The organism is Actinomycetospora lemnae, from assembly GCF_028737315.1.
GTDB classification, from domain to species: domain Bacteria; phylum Actinomycetota; class Actinomycetes; order Mycobacteriales; family Pseudonocardiaceae; genus Actinomycetospora; species Actinomycetospora lemnae.
Genome location: NZ_JAQZAO010000025.1, coordinates 1 through 22519, shown reverse-complemented (window position 1 = coordinate 22519; position 22519 = coordinate 1). Strand labels below are relative to the sequence as shown.

Sequence of the window (22519 nt, the reverse complement as noted above, 5' to 3'; positions counted from 1 at the left end):
ACAGCGGAGGGGAAACGCCCGGACCCATCCCGAACCCGGAAGCTAAGCCCTCCAGCGCCGATGGTACTGCGACCGACAGGTCGTGGGAGAGTAGGACACCGCCGGAACACCCGACCACCCCCACACCACCCATACCGAACACCCCCCGAGGGGCGAGCACTCCCACCACAGGAGCACTCGCCCCTCGCGGCATGTTCAGGGTTGTTCATCGACCCGGCAGACGCTTCCTCTGCGTCAGGTGGATCAGCGACGGCGTCGCCGTGCCGTTGTCCCGTCCCCACCCCTCTCCTTCGTCCCCAGGTCCTCGGTCGCCGCTCGCACCCGACGTCGACGTCACGCGACGCTCCCCGAGCGGACCGGGGAAGTACCCCGTCCTTCGAGGACGAGCGGAGTACGACGTGAACGAGACGATGGTGACGGTGACGGGCAACGTGGCCGGCGACGTGATCGCTCGGCGAGTGGGACCCAACCAGGAGCACGAGCTCGTGACCTTCCGCGTCGCGAGCTCGGAGCGCCGCTGGGACAAGGCGTCGGAGACGTGGATCGACGGCGACCGCTTCACCGCCTCCGTGAACTGCTGGCGGCGCCTGGCCGACGGTGCTCGCTGCCTGACGAAGGGCGACCCGGTCATCGTCACCGGACGCCTGTCGGTGCGGGAGTACGAGGCCGAGGGTGTCCGTCGCTACATGACCGAGATCAGCGCCGTGGCCGTCGGCCCGGACCTCGCCCGCTGCACGGCGAAGGTCCACCGCTGGCGCGCCGGTGAGGTGGGGGAGGCCGGCACGGCGACGCCGACCGGCGACGTGACCGCCGACGACGGCGTCGTCGTGGCGCCGACATCGCGGGCGGCAGCCGGCGTCGACGGGGATCTTCCGGCGGCGGACCCGGAGGCGGCCACCGAGGGAGCGACGATCACCGGGATCGACGCGGGAGAACGCCGTCGGTCCGGTGCCGTCCGGGCGAGCGCCTGAACCGCCCCGGGGCCGGGGGACGCCGAGTCGTGGCAACTACCATCGTGGGCGTGGCTGAGTTCATCTACACCATGAAGAAGGTTCGTAAAGCCCATGGTGACAAGGTCATCCTGGACGACGTCACGCTGAACTTCCTGCCCGGAGCGAAGATCGGCGTCGTCGGCCCCAACGGGGCGGGCAAGTCGAGCGTTCTCAAGATCATGGCCGGACTCGACCAGCCCAACAACGGCGAGGCGTACTCGGCCCCGGGGGCGACGGTCGGCATCCTGCAGCAGGAACCTCCGCTCAACGAGGAGAAGACGGTCCTCGGCAACGTCCAGGAGGGTGCCGGGGAGGTCGCGACCAAGCTCGCGCGGTACAACGAGATCGCCGAGCTCATGGCCACCGACTACTCCGACGAGCTCATGGAAGAGATGGGCGCCCTCCAGGAGGACCTCGACAACGCCGACGCATGGGACCTCGACTCGCAGCTGCAGCAGGCGATGGACGCCCTGCGGTGCCCGCCCGGCGACGAGCCGGTGACGCACCTGTCGGGTGGTGAGCGACGCCGGGTCGCCCTGTGCAAGCTGCTCATCAGCAAGCCCGACCTCCTCCTGCTCGACGAGCCGACCAACCACCTCGACGCCGAGAGCGTGCAGTGGCTCGAGCAGCACCTCGCCTCGTACGAGGGCGCTGTCCTGGCCGTCACCCACGACCGGTACTTCCTCGACAACGTCGCCGAGTGGATCCTCGAGCTCGACCGCGGGCGGGCCTACCCCTACGAGGGCAACTACTCGACCTACCTCGAGAAGAAGGCGGAGCGCGTCGCGGTCCAGGGCCGCAAGGACGCGAAGCTGCGCAAGCGGCTCGCCGACGAGCTCGCCTGGGTGCGCTCCGGCGCGAAGGCGCGGCAGGCCAAGAGCAAGTCGCGTCTGGCCCGCTACGAGGAGATGGCCGCCGAGGCGGAGAAGACGCGGAAGCTCGACTTCGAGGAGATCCAGATCCCGCCGGGCCCGCGCCTCGGCAGCGTGGTCGTCGAGGTCAGCCACCTGGACAAGGGATTCGACGACCGGCTGCTCATCAAGGACCTGTCGTTCTCGCTGCCGCCCAACGGCATCGTCGGCGTCATCGGTCCGAACGGCGTCGGCAAGACGACGCTGTTCAAGACCATCGTCGGTCTCGAGAAGCCGGACTCGGGCGAGGTCCGGGTCGGCGACACGGTCAAGCTGTCGTACGTCGACCAGACCCGTGAGGGCCTGTCGGGCACGGACAACGTGTGGAAGGTCGTCTCGGGGGGTCTCGACCACATCCAGGTCGGCCAGGTCGAGATGCCGTCGCGCGCGTACCTGTCCGCGTTCGGGTTCAAGGGCCCCGACCAGCAGAAGCCGGTCAACGTCCTCTCCGGCGGTGAGCGCAACCGCCTCAACCTGGCGCTCACCCTGCAGCAGGGCGGCAACCTCCTGCTGCTCGACGAGCCGACGAACGACCTCGACGTCGAGACGCTGTCGTCGCTGGAGAACGCCCTGGAGAACTTCCCGGGCTGCGCGGTGGTCGTCTCCCACGACCGCTGGTTCCTCGACCGCGTCTGCACCCACATCCTCGCGTGGGAGGGCACCGACGATCACCCCGCGGCGTGGTTCTGGTTCGAGGGCAACTTCGCCGACTACGAGGAGAACAAGATCGCGCGCCTCGGTCCCGACGCCGCCCGGCCGCACCGCGTCACCCACCGCAAGCTGACCCGGGACTGAGGACCCGGACGCGGTGGAGAGCTCGGCGCGGCAGTCCGGGGTCCACGGACTCACCGCGAGTGCGATCCTCGAGGTCGCCGAGGGACTGCGGTGGACCGATCCGCAGCTGAGCGTCGCGCTGGCCGAGCACGTCGCCCGGACCGCGGGCGCCGACGTCGACGCCCGCAGCGCCGCGGAGCGGTCCGCCGTGCTCGCCCTCGGGCAGTCGGACCGCGCCGCGCCGCTGATCCTGCGTGCCGTGCCGCAGCTGCAGGACGCGGAGCGCGACGGGCGCTCCACCGACGCGGCACTGCTGCGCTGCGAGCTGGCCCGGGCCGCGGTGCAGTGCGACGACGTCGACGCCGCCGAGGCGGCGCTCGAGCCGTTGGCGGGAGGCCAGGCCCTCCCGTCCGCGGTGCGCGTCGACGCGCTGGTGGCGTGGTCCGCGGCCCGGGCGGCCCGGGGCGACGTCCCGGGCGTGGACGCCGCGGCCCGCCAGGTCGAGGAGCTCGTCGGGGACGCGTCCGACGACGTTCGGGCGCTGGCCGTCCACCGGTCGCGGGCCCGCGCACGTCGCGTCGCGGGGGACGCGCCCGGGGCGCTCGCGGTGCTCCGCGGCGTGACCACCGACAACGCCGGCGCGGAGACCGGACGCGAGTCCGCGCTGCTCGTGGCCGACCAGGTCGAGCTGCTCGCCGAGCTCGGGCGCGGCGACGAGGCCCGCGAGCTGGCGACGCCCTCGCTCGCGGCGACGCCACAGGCCACGACGTCGCTGGCGGTCGGCCGGATGCGCTGCGTGCTCGCCCGCTCGGTCTGCCTGGCGGCCGGCGACGTCGACACCGCCGCGCGCTGGGCGCGGGAGGCGGAGGTCGACCTCCTCGACCACGGCCACGAGGCGCAGGCCGCGGAGGCCATCGAGGTGCTCGCGGAGGTGGCGGCCCGGCGCGGCGAGAGCCGGCACGCCCTCGACGAGCTGCGCCGGGCCCACGCCCACGCCCTGGCCGCGCGCGACGAGACCACGGACGCCCGGATCGCGCTGGCGGTGGCGCTGGCGACGCCGCAGCACCGGCCGGCCCGGTCGTCGGACGACGCCGGAGCTCCGGTGGCCGACGTGGCCCGCACGCCGCTGGTCGAGGGCGCGCTGCGGGCGGAGGAGCCGGTCGGGTCGGGGTCGCTCGGGCTCGACTCCGTCGGTGAGCCGCGCTCCGCCGAGGACGCTGACACGGCGCCGACGAGGCCGACGGCCCAGGAGGAGACCGCACCTGGGGTGTCGCCGCGTCGCCGCGGGCGGTACCGCGACGACACCGAACCCGGCGAGGCGCTCGCCGCGGCCCTGGCCGCCGCACGCCGAGGGAGCCTCGACCCCTTCACCACCCCACCCGGAGGGACGCCGGTGCCGGACGAGGACCGGCCTGGTGGGGCCCGCGACGGCTCCGGGGCCGGGGATGTGGCCGCGGCGGCCGAGGCCCGCAGCCGTCGCCTCGCCCGGGCCCGCGCGCGCTGGGAGGTACCCGAGTCGATCCTGCTCCGGCGTCCCGAGCCGGCCGGGGCCGACGGCCACGAGGACGCGCCCGACGCCCCGCTCCGGGACGGGGACGCCGGCCGCGCCGGGGTCACGAGCGTCGACGCCGCGGCGGCCCCGCGAGACGGCGAGCCTGAGGACGGGCGGTCCGTCGCCGCTGCCTCCGCCCCCGCGCCGGACGCCAGCGGCCTCGACGGCAGCGCCGTCGGCGATGCCGGCTCGTCCGGCAGGCGTCCTGCCTCGGAGGCGGATTCCGACGCACTGGCACCCACGCGTCGCCGCGGTGGCCACCGCGCTCCGGACGACGAGGACGGGCGGGATGCCCGCGAGCGCCGGCGGCACGGGTCCGTCGGGGCGGGGCGCGTCGTGCGCGCCGAGGAGGACGGCCGGCGTGGGCTGGATGCCGACCGCGGGCTCGACGGCCTCGGGGCCGCCGCCGACCTGTCCCTGAACGGGTGGGGCGCGGACAGCCCGGGGGAGTCGGGGCACGCCGGGGACGCGGATCACTCGGCAGAGGCGTACCGCTCCTGGGGCACGGAACCCGCCCAGGAAGCGGGTCGCCTCCCGGCCACCGGCAACGGGGCTGCGCTCACGGAGACGGCCGACCGGGGGTCGGGACGGTCGAGTCGCCACCACGAGGAGGTGCCGGCTCGAGGGGCCGGTCCGGGGTCGGATGACCGCGTCGACCGTGACCACCTGGCCGACCTCGGCGCGGCCCCCGAGCGCAGCGACGGCCTCGGGCACGGCCGCCGGTCCGACCGCAGCGACGGCGGTGACCAGGCGGACCGCGGGCGGCCCGGGCCCACCCACGAGCCGCTGACCATGGCCGCGCACCGCGACGGACAGCGCAACGGCCGCGCCGAGCCCGGAGCGCCCGTCGCGTGGGGGCTGAGCAGGCCCGAGGACGACGAGTACGCGCAGGAGCTGGCGTTGACGCTGGTCGACCTGCTCAGCGAGTACCAGCCGGCCGGCATCCCGCTCGGCGCCGCAGGGGCCGCGGAGAGCGCGCCGGCGCCGACCACGCAGGTCGAGGCCCGTCCGGACGACGCCGTGGGGGAACCCGAGCCGCCGCTGAGGGTCAACGGCCGCCCGGGCCCGCGTTCGCGCAACGGGGTGCCGACGGCCCGGCGCGCCGACGACTCCGGACCTCGGTTGGCGGATCTGCTCGCCGACGCCATGGACGCATACCACTCCGCAGACCAGGCCCCGGCCGCTCCCGCCGACGACCACCGAGCCCGGCGGTGACCCTCGCCGCGGCTCCCGGGCCCTCCTCCGGGCCGCGGCGCACCCGGCGGGCAGCGTTAGGGTGGGCCGCCGTGGACGCCCGGACGCACAGCGACGAACCCCGGGCCGGGCGGGCGGCGCCCCGCCGGTCCCCGGCCTCCGGGAACGCGGCATGACGACGACCACGAGCACGACGGTCGCGGCCGGCACGCGCGGCGGCTGGCCGGCCGACCGCGGCGCCCTCCGCGCCGTCGCCGCGTCGCAGGACCCGCCCGACTCGGCGCTGGGCGAGCTCGCCGTCACGTACTTCGACCGGGTCCCCGAGAGCGAGCTCGTCGCCGACCCCGAGGACGCGCTCGCGACCGTCCGCGCGCACCGCAGCCTCGCGCGGCTGCGGGTGCCGGGGAAGCCGGTGACCGCGGTGCTCGACACCCCGGGTTCCGAGGGGCGCATCTCGGTGCTCGTCGTCACCGACGACATGCCGTTCCTCATCGACTCGGTGCTCGCCGAGCTCGACCGCACCGGCGCAAGCGTGCACCGTGTCGTGCACCCGGTCATCGTCGTGCGCCGCGACGTGCGCGGGGAGCTCCTGGACATCCTCCCGCTCGCCGACCCCGCGGCCCCGGCTCCGGGCACGGTCGCCGAGTCGTGGATGAACATCGAGCTCGGCGACCTGCCCGGGTCCGACCCCGCGCGCGACCTGGCCGCCGACCTGCACGCGCGGCTCTCGAGCGTGCTCACCGACGTCCGCGAGGTCGTCGAGGACGGCGACCGGATGGTGTCGACGGCCCGCGCGCTCGCCGACGAGCTCGACGGGCACGGTGGCGGCACGGAGATCGCCGACACGGTCGCGCTGATGCGCTGGTTCGCGCAGGGCAACCTGATCATGCTGGGCTACCGGCGCCAGGAGCTCGTCGACACCCCGGAGGGGCCGGCGCTGCGCGGCGTCCTCGCCACCGGCCTGGGCGTGCTGCGCCGCGACAGCCTCGTCGCCCGCACCCTGACCGCGAGCCCGGACAGCGTGAGCCCCGCCGGCACCGCGGGGGCGACCGCGCCGCGCCGGCTGCTCGTGCTGACCCGCGCCAGCGCCCGGTCGACGGTCCACCGCCCGGAGCACCCGCTCTACGTCGGCGTGAGCATCTTCGACGACGAGGGTCGGCTGGTCGGCGAGCACCGTTTCCTCGGCATCCTCACCGTCGCCGCCCGGCACGCCGACGTGCTGGGCATCCCGGTGGTGTCGCGGCGCGTGCAGGAGGTCGTCGCCGAGGCGGGGCTGCCCGTCGACTCGTGGTCGGGACAGCGCCTGCTCGAGGTGCTCCAGACCTACCCGCGCGCCGAGCTGCTGTGCACCGACCGCGCCTCGCTCGAGGCCACGGCGACCGGCGTGCTCGACCTCGCCGAGCGGCGCCGGGTGCGCCTGTTCCTGCGCCGCGACCCGTTCGGCCGCTACTTCTCCTGCATGATCTACCTGCCGCGCGACCGCTACACGACCGCGGCGCGGCTGCGGATGCAGGAGGTGCTCACCCGCGAGCTGCGCGGCACCGACATCGAGCACACCGCGCGCGTCACCGAGGACCAGCTGGCGCTCCTGCACGTCACGGTGCACACCGGGCGCGAGGAACCGGTCACCCCCGACCTCGAGGCGCTCACCCACGACCTCGCCGAAGCCGCGCGCACGTGGGCCGACCGCCTGCGCGAGGCGGCCACCGGCGAGGAGCGCGCGGCCATCGCGGCCATCGGCGAGCCGTTCGCCGAGGCCTACAAGGAGGACTTCGGCCCGGAGCGCGGCCTGCTGGACCTGCGGATCCTCGAGGGCCTCACACCGCGCACCGACGAGGACGACCCCGCCGACGGCCGCGACACCGCCGTCCGGCTCTACCGGCCGGACACGCCCGAGGCGGGCGACCGGCGCCTCAAGCTCTACCTCGCGGGCCGGCGGGCGACGCTGTCGTCGGTGCTGCCGGCGCTGCAGTCGCTGGGCGTGGTCGTCGTCGACGAGCGGCCCTACGGGGTCACGCGCAGCGACGGCGTCGCGTGCTGGATCAACGACTTCGGCCTGCGCCTCGGGGACACCGACACGGTGCCGCCGGGCACCGAGCACGACCTCACCGAGCGGTTCGCCGAGGCGTTCGACGCGGTCTGGACGGGGCTCGCCGGCGCCGACGGCTTCAACGCCCTCGTCCTGCGCGCCGGGCTGACGTGGCGCCAGGCCGCGGTGCTGCGGGCCTTCTCGCGCTACCTGCGCCAGATCGGCAGCGCGTACGGGCAGAGCTACATCACCGACGTCGTCGGCGCGCACCGCGACGTCGCCGTGGCGCTGGTCGAGCTGTTCGAGGCCCGCTTCGACCCCGCGCTCGGCGACGAGGAACGGGACCGTCGCGTGGCCGAGGTCGACGCGCGGGTGACCGCGGCGATCGCCGAGGTCACCAGCCTCGACGCGGACCGCATCCTGCGCTCGCTGCTCGGGGTCGTCCGCGCGACGCTGCGCACCAACTTCTTCCGCCGCGACGGCGGCCAGGAAGGGACCGAGGGGGGCGAGCCCCGCCCGTTCCTCGCGCTCAAGCTCGACCCCGCGCAGGTCCCGGGCGTGCCGGAGCCGGTGCCCGCGGTCGAGACGTTCGTGCACTCCAACCGCGTCGAGGGCGTGCACCTGCGCTTCGGGGCGATCGCCCGCGGCGGTCTGCGCTGGTCGGACCGCCTGCAGGACTACCGCACCGAGATCCTCGGGCTGGTCAAGGCGCAGGCCGTGAAGAACGCGGTCATCGTGCCCGTGGGCGCCAAGGGCGGGTTCGTGGTCAAGCGCCCGCCGGCCCCCACCGGCGACGCCGCCGTCGATCGCGATGCCGCGCGCGCCGAGGGCGTCGCCTGCTACCGCATGTTCGTCTCGGGGCTGCTCGACCTCGTCGACGACCGGGCGGGGCACGCCGCGCAGTCCGCGATCCGCACGCCCGCCGACGTCGTGCGCTACGACGGCGACGACCCCTACCTCGTGGTGGCCGCGGACAAGGGCACCGCGACGTTCTCCGACCTCGCCAACGAGGTGGCCACCGAGTACGGGTTCTGGCTCGGCGACGCGTTCGCGTCCGGCGGGTCCGTGGGCTACGACCATAAGGCCATGGGCATCACCGCCCGCGGCGCGTGGGAGAGCGTGCGGCGCCACTTCCGCGAGCTCGGCCGCGACCTCGCGCACGACGAGATCACCGTGGTCGGCGTCGGCGACATGTCCGGGGACGTGTTCGGCAACGGCATGCTGCTCTCCGAGCACCTCAGGATCGTCGCGGCGTTCGACCACCGCCACGTCTTCCTCGACCCCGACCCGGATCCCGCCGTCTCGTACGCCGAGCGGCGCCGCCTGTTCGAGCTGCCCCGCTCGTCGTGGGCGGACTACGACGAGTCCCTCATCAGCGCGGGCGGCGGCGTCTACCCGCGCACGATGAAGGCGATCCCGGTGTCGCCGCGCGCCGCCGAGGTGCTGGGCATCGAGCCCGGCGAGGTCGACCCGCCGACGCTGGTGCGCGCGGTCCTGCGCGCGCCGGCGGACCTGCTGTGGAACGGCGGGATCGGCACCTACGTCAAGGCGTCCACCGAGACGCATGCCGACGTGGGCGACAAGGGCAACGACGCCGTGCGCGTCGACGGCGACGAGCTGCGGGTGGCGGTGGTCGGCGAGGGCGGCAACCTCGGCCTGACGCAGCGCGGGCGCATCGAGTACGCGCGCCACGGCGGCAAGGTCAACACCGACGCGATCGACAACAGCGCCGGCGTCGACTGCTCCGACCACGAGGTCAACATCAAGATCCTGCTGGACTCGCTGGTCGAGCGCGGGGAGCTCGCGCCCGCCGAGCGCGACGAGCAGATCGCGGCCACCACCGAGGACGTCGCCGCGCTGGTGCTCGCCGACAACGTCAGCCAGAACGAGGTGCTGGGGGTGTCCCGGTCGCATGCGGCGGGGATGGCGCACGTGCACGAGGCGCTGGTCGCCGACCTCGAGGAGCGCGGCCGGCTCGACCGCGAGCTCGACGTGCTGCCCGACGCCGAGGAGTTCGCGGCCCGGCGCGCGGCGGGGGAGGGCCTGTCGAGCCCCGAGCTCTCGACGCTCATGGCCCACGTCAAGCTCGACCTCACCGACGCGCTCGCGGCGTCCGAGGTGCCCGACCTCGAGGTGTTCGCGCGGCGCCTGCCGTCGTACTTCCCGGCGGTGCTCGCCGAGCGCTTCCCCGACGCGGTGGCGGCGCACCCGCTGCGCCGCCAGATCGTGACGACGATGCTGTCGAACGCCGTGGTCGACGGCGGCGGGCTGACGTTCGTGCACCGGCTCGCGCAGGAGGTCGCGGCGACCCCGGGCGACGCGGCGCGCGCGTACCACGTCGCCACCACGGTGTTCGGGCTCGACGTGCTCGCCGACGACATCGCGGCGGGCGAGCAGACGCTCTCGACGCTGGTCGCCGACCGGCTGACCCTGGCCGCGCGTCGCCAGCTCGACCGCGTGGCGCGGTGGTTCCTCACCCACCGCCCGCAGCCGCTCGCGGTGGGGGCGGAGGTCGCGCGGTTCTCGCCGTGGGTCGCCCACCTGGCGCCCCGGGTGCCCGAGCTCCTGCACGGCCGCGAGGCCGAGGGGCTCGCGCACCGCACGCAGGGCTTCGTCGACGCGGGCGCGCCGGTCGACCTCGCCCGCCGGGCCGTGGGCGGGCTCTACGCGTTCGGGCTGCTCGACGTCGTCGAGATCGCCGAGTACGCCGAGCGGGAGCGGGGCGGGCTGATCGCCGACGACGGCGAGGTCACCGACGACGAGCTGCTCGCCGTCGCCGAGCTCTACTACGCGCTCTCCGAGCACCTCGGGCTCGACGCCCTGCTCACCGCCGTCGCCGGCCTCGAGCGCTCCGACCGGTGGCACGCGCTCGCGCGGCTGTCCCTGCGCGACGAGCTGTACTCGTCCCTGCGGGCGATCACGCTGGACGTGCTCGCCGACACGGGGCCGGAGGAGTCCGCGGACGAGAAGATCGAGCACTGGGAGCAGGCGAACGCCTCGCGCCTCATGCGAGCCCGCTCGGCGCTCGCCGAGATCGCGAAGGTCGGGCACGCGGACCTCGCGACGGTGTCGGTCGCCGCGCGCCAGATCCGCAGCATGGTCCGCTGAGCACACCGCACCGAACCCGGGAGAGAGCAGCCGCGTGGCCCCCTACGTCGCCGACGTCGCCGTCCGTTGGTCCGACCAGGACGCCTACGGGCACGTCAACCACGCCCGCGTGGTGACGCTGCTCGAGGACGCCCGCACCGGGCTGCTCTTCGACGCCGCGACCCGGGCGGGCGTCGCAGCGTTCGAGGCCGGGCTGCTGGTCGCCGCCCTCGACGTCGCCTACCGCCGGCCGATCCCGTGGACGCCGGCGGGCGTGCGCGTCGCGATGACCGCGCAGGACGTGCGCGCGGCGTCGTTCCGCGTCGCGTACCGGCTGCTGCTGCCCGACGGCGACGGCGGGTGGGACGAGGCCAAGCCGGCCGTCACGGCCACCACCCAGCTCGTGCCCTACGAGCTCGCCACCGCGCGGCCCCGGCGCCTGACGGCCGAGGAGCGCGCGTTCCTGGCCGGCTACACCGAGGACGGCCGGGCCGCGTGACCCTGGCGATCCCCGGTGCCGCGGACCGCGCGGCGCTCGCCGACGTCGTCGGCCGTGTCGTGCGCCTCGACCCCGCCGCGGTGGTGCGGCTGCGCGACGCCGGCGGCGCGGTGGCGCTGTGGGCGGGCACGCCGTTCGGGGTGCTCGTGACTACCGGCGCGCCCGGCCACGTGGCGCCCGCGGACGTCACGGTGGTGGCGTCGGACCTGCTCGCGGCGCTCTCGGTGGTCGACGCGCCGGAGGTCGACCCCGGGTCGGCGGTCGACGACCGCTGGCGCGGCGACCTGCCCGGCGAGGTCGCGTGGGAGGTGATCGGGCACCTCGCGGCCGAGGAGGTCGACGCCGTGGTGGCCCGCGCCGACGCCGCGCGGCTGGACGAGCCGGTGTGGGAGGCCGCGGGGGTGCGGGTGCCGGCGCGGTGCGTCGTCGCCGTCGCGGGCATGGGCTGGCCGGAGGCCGGCGCGCCGGTGCCGGTCGCGCTGTCCGGCGACGGGGCGTGGCTGCGCCTCGAGGTCGGGGCGGCGGCGATCGTCCGTCACCGCCGCCCGGCCCTCACCGTCCTGGTCTGACGCCGGCTCAGCGCAGGTTCGACCGCAGGAAGTCCACCGTCTCGTTCCAGGCGATGCGGGCCTGGTCGGGGTCGTAGGTGCCGAGGTGGTCCTCGTCGTTGAAGAACGCGTGGCCCGCGGGGTAGAGGCGGAAGTCGGGGCGCCGGCCGGCCTCGGTCTCGATCCGGTCGGCGAGCTGCTTCACGGCCTCGGGCCCGGCCATCTCGTCCTGCTCGCCGAAGTGCCCGAGCAACGGGGCGGAGAGGTTCGCGAAGCTCGGGTAGTCCTCGCCCAGCACGCCGTAGAACGGCACCGCGGCGCCGATCTTGTCGCCCTGCTGCGCGGCCAGGACCAGCACGAACCCGCCGCCCATGCAGAACCCCACGGCGCCGACCTTGCGCCCGACGACGGCCTCGTGGTCGAGGAGGAAGTCGACGGCGCCGGCGAGGTCGGTGGCCGCCTGGTCGACGGGCAGCTGCTGCATGAGCCGGCCGGCCTCGTCGGCGTCGTGCGTGGTGGCCCCGCCGTAGAGGTCGGGGGCCAGCGCGACGAAGCCCTCGGCGGCGAGGCGGTTGGTGACGTCGGCGATGTGGCTGGTCAGGCCCCACCACTCCTGGATCACGATCACACCGGGACCCGCGCCGGACTCGGGCAGCGCGAGGTAGCCGTGCGCCGTCCGTCCGCCCGAGGGGAAGCTGACGTTCTGCAGCGGGTTGTCGGCCATGATCGCTTCCTACCAGGCCTTGTTCATCATGCTCGTCGCCGCCATCTCGAAGTACTCCCACATCTGCCGGCGCCGCTCCTCGGGCAGGTCGGCCTCGTCGACGGCGACGCGCATGCAGCGCAGCCACGCGTCACGCTCGAGCGGCCCGATCGGGAACGGGCCGTGGCGCATCCGCAGGCGCGGGTGCCCGCGCTGGTGGGAGTAGGTCTGCGGGCCGCCCCAGTACTGCTCGAGGAACATCAGCAGGCGCTGCTCGGCGGGCCCCAGATCCTCCTCGGGGTAGAGGGGACGCAGGACGGGGTCGTCGGCGACCTGTTCGTAGAAGCGGTGCACGATCGCCACGAACGTCTCGTGCCCGCCCACGGCCTCGTAGAACGTCTCGGGTCGACCGGCCTGTGGTGCGCTCACTCCTCCACGTTCCCAGATCCGATCCTGGAGGGTGGACTCAGACCGCGGGCGTGCCCGGGCCCGCGACGCCGGGGCGTCCGGCGAACGGGAACGGCGCCGGCACGCCCGCGTCGTCGAGCTGCGTCTTGACCTCCGCGGCCACGGCCCGCTGCACCGCCCACTGCTCGCCGGGGCGGGTCTTGATGGTCAGGCGCAGGAGCACGCCCTCGGCCGTGACCGACTGGACGCCGAGCATCTCCGGCGGCGCGATCACCTTGCTCGCGATGTTCGGCTCGGCGCACTCGGCGTTGGCGGCGCGCTCGGCGATCTCGAGGGCGTCGTCGACGTCGGCGCTGTGCCCGACGGGGATGTCGACGACGGCCACCGAGTAGCCCTGGCTGGAGTTGCCGACGCGCAGCACCTCGCCGTTGCGGACGTACCAGACGGTGCCGGCGATGTCGCGCAGCGTCGTCACGCGCAGGCCGACGGCCTCGACCGTGCCGGTGGCCTCGCCGAGGTCGACGACGTCGCCGACGCCGTACTGGTCCTCGAGCATCATGAAGATGCCGGACAGGAAGTCGCGGACGAGGTTCTGCGCGCCGAACCCGATCGCGACACCGACGATGCCGGCGGAGGCGATGATCGGGGCGAGGTTGACCCCGAACTCGCCCAGGATCAGCACGAACGCGACGCCGTAGATGAGCATCGTCGAGAACGACCGCAGCACCGACCCGATCGCCTGGGCGCGCTGCGTGCGCCGCTCGACCATGAGCGGCGCGGCGTCCTTGAGCGTGCGCACGGCCCGGTCTCGCAGGGGCCGCAGCAGCGCGGGCACGCGTCCCTCGCCCGCGCCGCTGGTCAGCCGGCGGATCGCGCGGTGCACCATGTGTCGCAGCACCACCGCGACGACGATGATCAGCAGCACGACGACGAGGTGCGCGAACAGCTCGTCGGCCGAGCGCGAGAGCCAGTCGGTCTGCGTGAGCCGGTAGACGCGTTCGCACAGCGAGCCCTGGTCGGCGGCGCAGGCGGGCGGCGTCGACGGGATCGCGGACAGCGGCGACGAGAAGTCCGGCCCGGGCTCGGGGGTGGCCGGTGGCGGGGTCGGGGACGGCACGGTCACGTTCCCCGACGGTAGAGCACGGGGTCGTCGCGCCCCGACGCCTCCCGGCCCCCGACGACACGCCGGTGACACGCGGATGGCGCGCCGATGCGCACGGTGAGAACACGCGTGCGATCGGGACCGTTGTGTGGTCGACTAGGCGCAACTTCCCCGGGAGGTGGTCGTGTGCACGAACGACAACCCGGCAGCGTGACTCCGCTGGTCAGCGAGGTCTCGCCCACCACCGCGCCGTACGGCGCGTCCGACCCTCCCGATCCCGTCCCCGAGCTCACCGTCGCTCCCCCTCCTCGTTCCGACTCCCCGGACGTGCTCCCCGCCCCGCCGTCGCCGTCGCCGCCGTGGGGCCGCCGCCGGGTCCTGCTCCTCAACGCCACCTTCGAGCCCCTCACCGCACTGCCGCTGCGGCGCGCGATCGTGCTGCTGGTCTGCGGCAAGGCCGAGGTGGTCCACGGCGACGCCGCCGGGCTCGTGCTGCACTCGGCCACCGGCTCGGTCGAGGTCCCGTCCGTCATCCGGCTCGTCGCCTACGTCCGCGTGCCCTACCGGGCGCGGGTGCCGCTGACACGGGCCGCCCTCATGCACCGCGACCGCTTCCGCTGCGCGTACTGCGGCGGGCGCGCCGAGACCATCGATCACGTGGTGCCCCGCAGCCGCGGTGGCACGCATACGTGGGAGAACTGCGTCGCCTGCTGCGCCCGGTGCAACCACCGCAAGGCCGACAAGCTGCTCGCCGAGCTCGGCTGGCCGCTGCGCACCATGCCCACCGCGCCCCGCGGGCGGCACTGGCGCCTGCTCGCCGGGCTCGTCGACGCCGATCCGCTCTGGCTGCCGTACCTGGGGGAGACGGCCGCCTGAGCCCGCGCCCGCGCTGTCCATGGGGCAGCATGGGGCAACCGTGAGCGATCTCCACGAGCTGAGCGCCCTCGAGACCGCCGCGGCGATCCGGCGCGGCGACCTCACGGCCCTGGACGCCGTCGACGCCGCCCTCGCGCGCGCCGAGCGCCTGGGCCCGGAGCTCGGCGCGTTCGCGCTGCTCACCCCCGACCGCGCCCGCGACGCCGCCCGCGCGCTCGACCGGGCCGGTCTCCGCGGCGCCGGTCCCCTCGCCGGCGTCCCGACCGCCGTCAAGGACCTGACCGCGACCGCCGGCGTCCCGACCCGGCGGGGCTCGGTGGTCTACGACGGCTGGATCCCCGACCAGGACGACGACGTCGTCGTGCTGCTGCGCGCCGCCGGCACGATCAGCATCGGCAAGACCGCCGTGCCCGAGTTCGGGCTGCCCTGCTACACCGAGCCGGCCGGGGCGCCGCCGGCCGTCACGCCGTGGGACCGGACGCGGTCGGCGGGCGGGTCGTCGGGCGGGGCGGCGGCCGCGGTGGCCGCGGGCGTGCTGCCGGTGGCGCACGGCACCGACGGCGGCGGGTCGATCCGCATCCCCGCCGCGGCGTGCGGGCTCGTCGGCCTGAAGACCACGCGCGGGCGCGTCCCCGCAGGCCCCGCGGGCGGGGATCCGGCCGGGCTGTCGGTGCACGGGCCGCTCGCGCGCACGGTCGCCGACGCCGCCGCGCTGCTCGACGCCATGGCGCGGCCGTCGGCGGGGGAGCCGTTCGTGCCCGCCGCCCCGCCCGACGGGGGCTACCTCGGTGCGCTGGCGCGGCCGGTGGGACGCCGGCGGATCGCGCTCGCCGTCGACCCGCCGATCGACGGGCACGACGTCGTCGTCGACCCCGCCTGTCGCGCGGCGGCCGAGGAGGTGGGCGGCCTGCTGGAGGCACTCGGGCACGAGGTCGAGCCGGTGGCGGTCCGCCTGCCCGACGAGGGCGTCGCGGCGTTCCTCACGCTGTGGCAGGTGCTCTCGCTCGGCGACCCCGTGGACCCCGCCGACGAGCCCCGCCTGCTGCCGCTGACCCGTTACCTGCGCGCCCGTGGCCGTGAGTACGGCGGCGCGGCGGCGATGGGGGCGCTGCAGACGGTGCAGGTGGTGACCCGCCGCCTCGTCGCCGAGCGTGCGGGCTACGACGCCGTGCTCACCCCGACCGTCGCGCTGCCCCCGCGACCCGTCGGCTGGTTCACCGCGGGCGGCGACCCCGCCGACGACTTCGCCCGCCAGATCGCCTTCACGCCCTGGACCGCGATCGCGAACCTGACCGGTGAGCCCGCGATCTCGCTGCCGCTGACGTGGTCGGACGGGCTCCCGATCGGGACCGCGCTGCGCGGGCGGCGCGGGGAGGAGGACGTGCTGCTGGGGCTCGCCGCCGAGCTCGAGGCGGCGCGGCCGTGGGGGGACCGTCGTCCGCCCGAGGGGTGAGCGCGGTGTGGGCACCCTCCTACGACGGGACGTCGTCGGCGGCATCCACTACGGTGCAGCGCGTGAGCCCGATGACCACGATCCTGCTCTACGTGGTGGCCCCGATCGGTGGCATCGTCCTGATCGCCGCGGTCACCCTGATCCGCCCGTCGGGGCGTGGGGCGCGGTACCGCTCCGGCGACGCGTGGGACCACGAGCCGCTGTGGTGGATGGGCAACCCCCGAGGCTCGGGAGTCACCGGGCCGACCGTCGAGGCCGTGCCCGCGAGCCCGGCCGCCGAGCACACCGCCCGAGGAGGCGCTCGTGGCACGTGGTGAGGTCGTCCCGGCCGATCAGGACGCCCCTGGCCAGACCACCCGGCTGACCCGCGGGCCCGGTGTCCTCGAGGACCCGGTCGTCGGGCAGGCGCGCGTCTCCACCGCCTCCGGGCGGATCTCCGAGGCGAGCGACGTGCTCGCCGAGGACTCGCGCACCCCGTTCTCGTCGTCGCAGCTCTCACGTCTCGACGAGGCGCTCACCCTCGCCTGCCGCGAGACCGGGCTGCTGTTCACGCTCTACGTCGGGGCGCTCGGCACCCGCTCGCGCGAGCGCGCCGAGGAGCTGCACGCCTCGCTGGGCGACCACGCCGCCGAGGCCGTCGTCGTGGCCGTCTCGCCGGGCGAGCGTGTCGTCGAGGTCGTCACCGGCGCCGAGTCGGGCCGGCGCATCGACGACCGCGGCGCCAAGCTCGCCGTGATGAGCATGGTCGCCTCGTTCAAGGAGTCCGACCTCGTCGGCGGCATGGTCGAGGGCATCACGATGCTCGCCGACCAGGCGGGCGCGGCGCACCACTAGCCCGCCCGCCTCACCCCCGGGCTGAACGAACGCGCCGTTCGCTGCGCTAGAAGCAGCGAACGGCGCGTTCGTTCGTTCTCGGGTCGGGTCTCAGCCCCGGTCGAACTCCCGAGCGGCGAGGGCGCGGACGACGCCCGCGCGGCCCTCGGTGACCAGGCGGCGCAGGGCCGGCGGGTGCTCGTCGGCGAGCCACGCGTCGGCCGCGTCGACCGTCGCCTGCTCCACCGCCCAGGACGGGAAGAGCCCCTGCACCATCGGCTGGGCCTGCTCGGAGGACCGGCGGGCCCAGACCTCGTCGACGACCGCGAAGTACTTCCCGACGTAGTCGGTGAGCAGCGCCTGCTGCGCCGGGTGCGAGAAGCCCATGATGATCGCGGCGTTGATGGCGTTCGGCAGGGTGTCGTCCTCGACGGCGCGGCGCCAGGCCTCCGCCTTGGCCTCCGGCGTCGGGACGAGCGCGCGGCCCCGCTCGGCCATGCGCCGGCCGGTGGCGGTGTTGTCGCGCTCGTACTCCGCGTCGATCTCGGCCCCGCCCGCGGCGCCGTGGGCCACGAGCGCGTGCAGGAGTCGCCAGCGCAGGTCCGTGTCGACCGTGAGGCCCTCGAGCGGCGCGGTCCCGTCGCGCCACCCGGCGATCGTGTCGAGCGCCTCGGCCGTGAGCACCGACCCGGCGAGCGCGTTGACGATCGCGAGCTGGTGGTCCGAGCCCGGGTCGGCGTGGGCGAGCTCGAGCAGGCGCGCGACGAACGTCGGCCACCCCTCGGTGACCGCCCAGCCCGGCTCGGCGTAGGACGCGAGCGCGGTCTGGGCCTGCAGCAGGAGCCGCTGGACGACGCCGACCTCGGACTCGGCGGCCAGACCGCCGGTCACGAGGGCGACGAAGTCGCGGGCGCGCAGCTCGGCCTCGCGGGTCATCTCCCAGGCCGCCGACCAGCACAGGGTGCGCGGCAGCGGCTCCGCGATGTCGCCGATGCGGTCGATCAGCGTGGTCAGCGAGCGCTCGTCGAGGCGCATCGTGCAGTAGGTGAGGTCGTCGTCGTTGACGAGCACGAGCGCGCCGGCCTCGGCCCCGACCAGCTCCGGGACCTCGGTGCGGTCGCCGTCGACGTCGAGCTCCACGCGGTGCTGCCGGACGAGCTTGCCGGAGCCGTCGTCGCCGTAGACGCCGACCGCGAGGCGGTGGGTCCGCAGCTCGCCGGCGCCGGGCCGCGCGCCGCCCTGGACGACCTCGAACGCCGTGTACCGCCCGTTCTCACCGACGGAGAACGACGGCGCGAGCGAGTTGAGGCCCGTGGTGCGCAGCCACTGCGCGCTCCAGCCCGACAGGTCGCGCCCGGAGGCCTCGGTCAGCGCGCCCAGCAGGTCGTCGAAGGTCGCGTTGCCGTAGGCGTGGCGCGAGAAGTACAGCCGCAGCCCGGCGAGGAACTCCTCCTGGCCGACGTAGGACACGAGCTGCTTGAGCACCGACGCGCCCTTGGCGTAGGTGATGCCGTCGAAGTTGACCTCGACCGCCTGCAGGTCGGGGATGTCCGCGGCGACGGGGTGGGTCGAGGGCAGCTGGTCCTGGCGGTAGGCCCACGACTTCTCGACGTTGGCGAACGTCGTCCACGCGTTGCGGTACTCGGTGGCCTCGGCCTGGCTGACGACGCTGGCCCAGGTCGCGAACGACTCGTTGAGCCACAGGTCGTCCCACCAGCGCATCGTCACGAGGTCGCCGAACCACATGTGCGCCATCTCGTGCAGGACGGTCTCGGCGCGGCGCTCGTAGAGGTAGCGGGTGACGCGGCTGCGGAAGACGTAGTCCTCGAGGAAGGTCACCGCGCCGACGTTCTCCATCGCGCCGGCGTTGAACTCCGGCACGAAGAGCTGGTCGTACTTGCCGAAGGGGTAGGGCACGCCGAAGTTGCGGTGGTAGAAGCCGAAGCCCTGCTTGGTCTCGGTGAACAGCCGCTCGGCGTCCATGTGCTCGGCGAGGCTCGCCCGGCAGAAGATGCCGAGCGGGATCGTGCCGTGCTCGTCGGTGTAGGTGTCGTGCCAGCGCGCGTAGGGGCCGGCGACGAGCGCGACGAGGTAGGTCGAGATCGGCGGCGTGGTGGCGAACGCGTGCCGCTTCGCGCCGTGCCCCTCCGGTCCCGCGTCGGTGACGGCCTCGGTCGCGCCGTTGGAGACGACCTGCCAGTCCGGCGCCGCGGTCGCGGTCAGGGTGATCGTCGCCTTGAGGTCGGGCTGGTCGAAGCAGGCGAACATCCGCTTGGCGTCCGCCGTCTCGAACTGGCTGTAGAGGTAGACCCCGCCGTCGACCTGGTCGACGAACCGGTGCAGGCCCTCGCCGGTGTTCATGTAGCGCCCGTCGGCGTCGACGACGAGCTCGTTCTCGGCGGCGAGGTCGGGCAGCGGGATGCCCTTCTCCTCGTCGTAGTCGCCGACCTCGAGCGCGCGACCGTTGAGGGTCGCCGAGCGGACCCCGGCGCCGACGAAGTCGATCCAGGTCGACGCGCCCGGCTCGGCCGCCCGGAAACGCACCGTCGTCGTGGTGCGGAACGTCGCCTCGCCGGGACCGCCGGCCCCGTCGGTGAGGTCCAGGTCGACCGCGTAGGACGCGACGTCGAGCAGCTCGGCGCGCGCGATCGCGTCGGTGCGGGTCAGGTTCGGGGCAGCCACGGCGCCACCCTACGGCGCAGGACGCGGAGCGCAGCGGAGCCGGACCATCGGGACAGACGCGGAGCGCAGCGGAGCCGGACCATCGGGGCAGACGCGGAGCGCAGCGGGGGCCGGACCCCCTGCCGTCGGGAATCCCACGTGGCCGTGCGGGGGTTGGCCGGAGTGAGGACGTCCGAGAAGGGAACCCGACCGCCATGGCTGAGAAGACCCGCGTCGATTTCTGGTTCGACCCGCTGTGCCCGTTCGCGTGGATCACCTCGCGCTGGATGCTCGAGGTCGAGAAGGTCCGCGACGTCGAGACGCACTGGCACGTCATGAGCCTGGCCGTGCTCAACGAGGGCAGGGACCTGCCCGAGGAGTACGCCGAGATGATGAAGAAGGCGTGGGGTCCGGTCCGCGTGTGCATCGCCGCCGCGCAGCAGAAGGGCGACGACATCCTCGCCCCGCTGTACACCGCGATGGGCACCGAGATCCACAACAACGGCAACAAGGACTTCGACGACGTCATCGCCAAGGCGCTCGACGAGGTCGGCCTCGACAGCTCCCTCGCGCAGGCCGCGCACACCGACGAGTACGACGAGGCGCTGAAGACGTCCCACCACGAGGGCATGGACCCGGTCGGCATGGACGTCGGCACCCCGGTGATCCACGTCGAGGGCTCGGCGTACTTCGGCCCGGTCATGACCCGCATCCCGAAGGGCGAGCAGGCCGGCACGATCTTCGACGGCGCGAAGCTCCTCGCGGGGTACGAGTACTTCTACGAGCTCAAGCGCACGCGCGACACCGAGCTGTCGTTCGACTGACGGGGTCCCGCGCGGTGACCCCTCGTGGTCGGCAGGGCGCTCTTCGTGCCCGTCGACCCCGAGCCCCTGACGAGGGGCTACTTCGTTCGGGTGATGACCCTGGGCGACGATGACGTCTCTGCGTGACGATGCCGTGGTCCGCGCAAGGGTCACGGCACGAACGTGGGGGAGCCGCCATGGTCGCCGGTGCACCGCACGGCGTCGCGGCGGTGCGCCCCGACGCGCCCGCGGCCCGGCGCCGGTGGACCGGGTCCCGCCGCCGGCCCGGTGCCGGCCCGGGTCCGGCCGTCGGGCCGCCGCTCGCCGCCGCGGACGCGCGGATCGACCGGCTCGCCGAGCGGACCTGCGACGAGCTGCGGCGCCACGGCCGCGCCCAGCGCACCGCGGCGGAGACCGGCGACGGCGCGATGTCCTACGTCGCGCTGGAGACCGCGGCCGTGCGCCTGGCGCGCTACCTGCGCCGACGCCGGATCGCCGCCGGTGACCGGGTGGCGCTGCTGCTCGACCGGCCCGCCGACGTCCTCGTCGCCCAGCTCGCGACGGCGCGGATCGGTGCGGTGTGGGTCCCGCTCGACGCCCGCCTGCCGGACGAGGCGCTCGCGGCCGTGCTCGAGGCGGCCGGTGCGGGTGTCGTCCTCACGACGACCGGCGAGGCGGCGCGGCTCGATGCGTCCGACGTCGACGCCGTCTACCTCGACCGCGTCCGCTCCCGGGTCGACGAGGAGGACGCCCAGCGCCTGACCGAGACCGAGCGCGGCTCGGTGGTCGGGATGCCGGCCTACGTGGTCGTGCACGCGACCGACCACTCCGCCGGCGCCCGCGGTGGGCTGCGCGCCACGGCCGTCGGCCACGAGGCGGCCGCGTCGTTCCTGCGCGACGCGGTCGGGCTCCTGCGCCTCGGGGCCGACGACCGCGTCCACCACGACACCCGCGCGGGCTCCGACCTCGCGCTCCTCGAGACGTGGCTCGCCTGGTCGTCCGGGGCGGCCGTGGTCACCGCGCCGCCGGGACCGCGGCTGCGCGGCGCCGACCTCGCCCGCCACCTGCGCGACCAGCGCATCACCGTGCTCCGCGCGAGCGCCGAGGACCTGGCCGGCGTCGACGAGCCCCTGCCCGACCTGCGGCTGCTCCTGCTCACCGGGCCCGACCGGCCGCGCGACCTCCTGGCCCGCTGGCAGCGGGCCGGGCGCCGCATCGTCGGCCTGCACGGCGGGCCCGAGACCACGGTCGCCGCCCTGTGGACCGAGGCGACGCCCCACCAGCCGGCCGCGTTCTGGCGCCCGCTGCCCGGGTACGACGTCGTGGTCGCCGACCCGGCCGACCCCCGACGGCTCCTGCCGCCGGGCGCGATCGGCGAGATCGCCGTCACCGGGGTCGGGGTCGGGCGTGGCTACGTGGGACGCCGGGACCTCAGCGCCGAGGCGTTCGTCCCCGTGCCGGGGCGCGGCGGGACCATGTTCCGCACCGGCGACCTCGGCCGGGTCACGCCCGCCGGCGACGTCGAGCGCATCGCGCGCCTCGACGGGGCCGGCGGCCGGGGCGAGCGGATCGCGCCGACGGCGGCACGACCGGCCCCGCGGCCGGGGCCCCGGCGCTCGAGCCGCACGACCGTCATGTCCCTCCCGGACACGCTGCCCGACGAGGCCGAGCAGCTCGACGAGGCCGACGTCGCCGAGGAGGCCGAGGAGGCAGAGGAGGCAGAGGAGGCTCCGCCCACCCCCGAGGCCACCTCGACCGAGGGCGCCGCCACCGACGGGACCACGGCCACCGCGGACGCCGGCCCGACCGGTGCCCCGTCGACCGGTGCCCCGTCGACCGACGCCGGATCCACCGACGCCCGCCCGACCGGCGACCGCCCGACCGACGGCGGGCCGAGCGCCGGACCGAGCGCCGGACCGAGCGGCGGACCGACCGCCGGGCCGAGTGCCGGACCGAGCGGCGGGCCGGCGGCGACGCCGTCGGCGTCGGCCGTCGACGCGCCGACACGGGCCACCACGGTGCGCCCTGCCCCCGCACCGAGCTCCGTCGACGCCCCGACGACCGCGGTCCGGACCACGCCCGCCACGCCGCCCAGCGCCCCCGCCGCCCCCTCC

The 22519-nt window shown here is 75.1% G+C and carries 16 protein-coding genes and 1 rRNA gene; 13 read left to right on the top strand and 4 right to left on the bottom strand.

The window, feature by feature from the left end; all coding sequences use genetic code 11:
* The 7 genes from rrf to PGB27_RS29200 all read left to right on the top strand — a co-directional run.
* Window positions 1-107, top strand: a 5S ribosomal RNA gene (gene rrf, locus PGB27_RS29230); the annotation flags it as partial.
* Window positions 108-398: 291 nt separating this feature from the next.
* Window positions 399-971 (top strand): single-stranded DNA-binding protein, encoded by a 573-nt coding sequence (locus tag PGB27_RS29225; RefSeq protein WP_274203974.1) that lies wholly within the window; start codon window positions 399-401, stop codon window positions 969-971.
* A 50-nt stretch (window positions 972-1021) separates the two neighbouring features.
* The gene (gene ettA, locus PGB27_RS29220) at window positions 1022-2698 is read left to right on the top strand and encodes an energy-dependent translational throttle protein EttA (protein WP_274203973.1); all 1677 of its coding nucleotides are present in this window, start codon (window positions 1022-1024) and stop codon (window positions 2696-2698) included.
* A gap of 13 nt (window positions 2699-2711) precedes the next feature.
* On the top strand, window positions 2712-5444 hold the full coding sequence (locus PGB27_RS29215; protein WP_274203972.1) for a hypothetical protein: 2733 nt from the start codon (window positions 2712-2714) through the stop codon (window positions 5442-5444).
* A gap of 151 nt (window positions 5445-5595) precedes the next feature.
* Window positions 5596-10560: an NAD-glutamate dehydrogenase gene (locus PGB27_RS29210; RefSeq protein WP_274203971.1), complete on the top strand. Its 4965-nt coding sequence runs from the start codon at window positions 5596-5598 to the stop codon at window positions 10558-10560.
* A 34-nt stretch (window positions 10561-10594) separates the two neighbouring features.
* Window positions 10595-11038 (top strand): acyl-CoA thioesterase, encoded by a 444-nt coding sequence (locus PGB27_RS29205; protein WP_274203970.1) that lies wholly within the window; start codon window positions 10595-10597, stop codon window positions 11036-11038.
* Window positions 11035-11607, top strand: a complete 573-nt coding sequence (locus PGB27_RS29200) for a hypothetical protein (protein ID WP_274203969.1) — start codon at window positions 11035-11037, stop codon at window positions 11605-11607. The genes PGB27_RS29205 and PGB27_RS29200 overlap by 4 nt, the downstream gene beginning before the upstream one ends.
* A gap of 7 nt (window positions 11608-11614) precedes the next feature.
* Here PGB27_RS29200 and PGB27_RS29195 read toward each other — a convergent pair whose 3' ends face one another.
* The 3 genes from PGB27_RS29195 to PGB27_RS29185 are packed head-to-tail and all read right to left on the bottom strand — an operon-like array spanning window position 11615 to window position 13754.
* Entirely contained in the window at window positions 11615-12310 is a 696-nt protein-coding gene (locus PGB27_RS29195) for a dienelactone hydrolase family protein (RefSeq protein ID WP_274203968.1), read from the bottom strand.
* A 9-nt stretch (window positions 12311-12319) separates the two neighbouring features.
* Window positions 12320-12718, bottom strand: coding sequence for a globin (locus PGB27_RS29190; RefSeq protein WP_274203967.1), 399 nt, complete (start codon window positions 12716-12718; stop codon window positions 12320-12322).
* A gap of 37 nt (window positions 12719-12755) precedes the next feature.
* Window positions 12756-13754 (bottom strand): mechanosensitive ion channel family protein, encoded by a 999-nt coding sequence (locus PGB27_RS29185; protein ID WP_274203976.1) that lies wholly within the window; start codon window positions 13752-13754, stop codon window positions 12756-12758.
* A 255-nt stretch (window positions 13755-14009) separates the two neighbouring features.
* Between PGB27_RS29185 and PGB27_RS29180 the strand changes: the two genes are divergently transcribed.
* The 4 genes from PGB27_RS29180 to PGB27_RS29165 all read left to right on the top strand — a co-directional run bounded on the left by PGB27_RS29180 (window position 14010) and on the right by PGB27_RS29165 (window position 16962).
* The gene (locus tag PGB27_RS29180) at window positions 14010-14675 is read left to right on the top strand and encodes an HNH endonuclease (protein WP_408630142.1); all 666 of its coding nucleotides are present in this window, start codon (window positions 14010-14012) and stop codon (window positions 14673-14675) included.
* Between the two features lie 40 nt (window positions 14676-14715).
* Window positions 14716-16128, top strand: coding sequence for an amidase (locus tag PGB27_RS29175; protein ID WP_274203966.1), 1413 nt, complete (start codon window positions 14716-14718; stop codon window positions 16126-16128).
* 71 nt (window positions 16129-16199) lie between these two features.
* The gene (gene ctaJ, locus PGB27_RS29170) at window positions 16200-16445 is read left to right on the top strand and encodes an aa3-type cytochrome oxidase subunit CtaJ (protein WP_456298485.1); all 246 of its coding nucleotides are present in this window, start codon (window positions 16200-16202) and stop codon (window positions 16443-16445) included.
* Complete coding sequence (locus PGB27_RS29165; protein WP_274203964.1) at window positions 16432-16962, top strand: DUF5130 family protein; 531 nt, start codon at window positions 16432-16434, stop codon at window positions 16960-16962. Before ctaJ ends, PGB27_RS29165 begins: the two co-directional genes overlap by 14 nt.
* 90 nt (window positions 16963-17052) lie before the next feature.
* On the opposite strand, the gene pepN is transcribed toward PGB27_RS29165, so the two are convergent.
* Window positions 17053-19623, bottom strand: coding sequence for an aminopeptidase N (pepN, locus tag PGB27_RS29160; RefSeq protein ID WP_274203963.1), 2571 nt, complete (start codon window positions 19621-19623; stop codon window positions 17053-17055).
* Between the two features lie 194 nt (window positions 19624-19817).
* Here pepN and PGB27_RS29155 point away from each other — a divergent pair, with 194 nt between their 5' ends.
* Window positions 19818-20426 (top strand): mycothiol-dependent nitroreductase Rv2466c family protein, encoded by a 609-nt coding sequence (locus tag PGB27_RS29155; protein WP_274203962.1) that lies wholly within the window; start codon window positions 19818-19820, stop codon window positions 20424-20426.
* A 176-nt stretch (window positions 20427-20602) separates the two neighbouring features.
* Window positions 20603-22519 (top strand): AMP-binding protein (locus PGB27_RS29150; RefSeq protein ID WP_274203961.1); only part of this gene is annotated, 1917 nt, incomplete at its 3' end.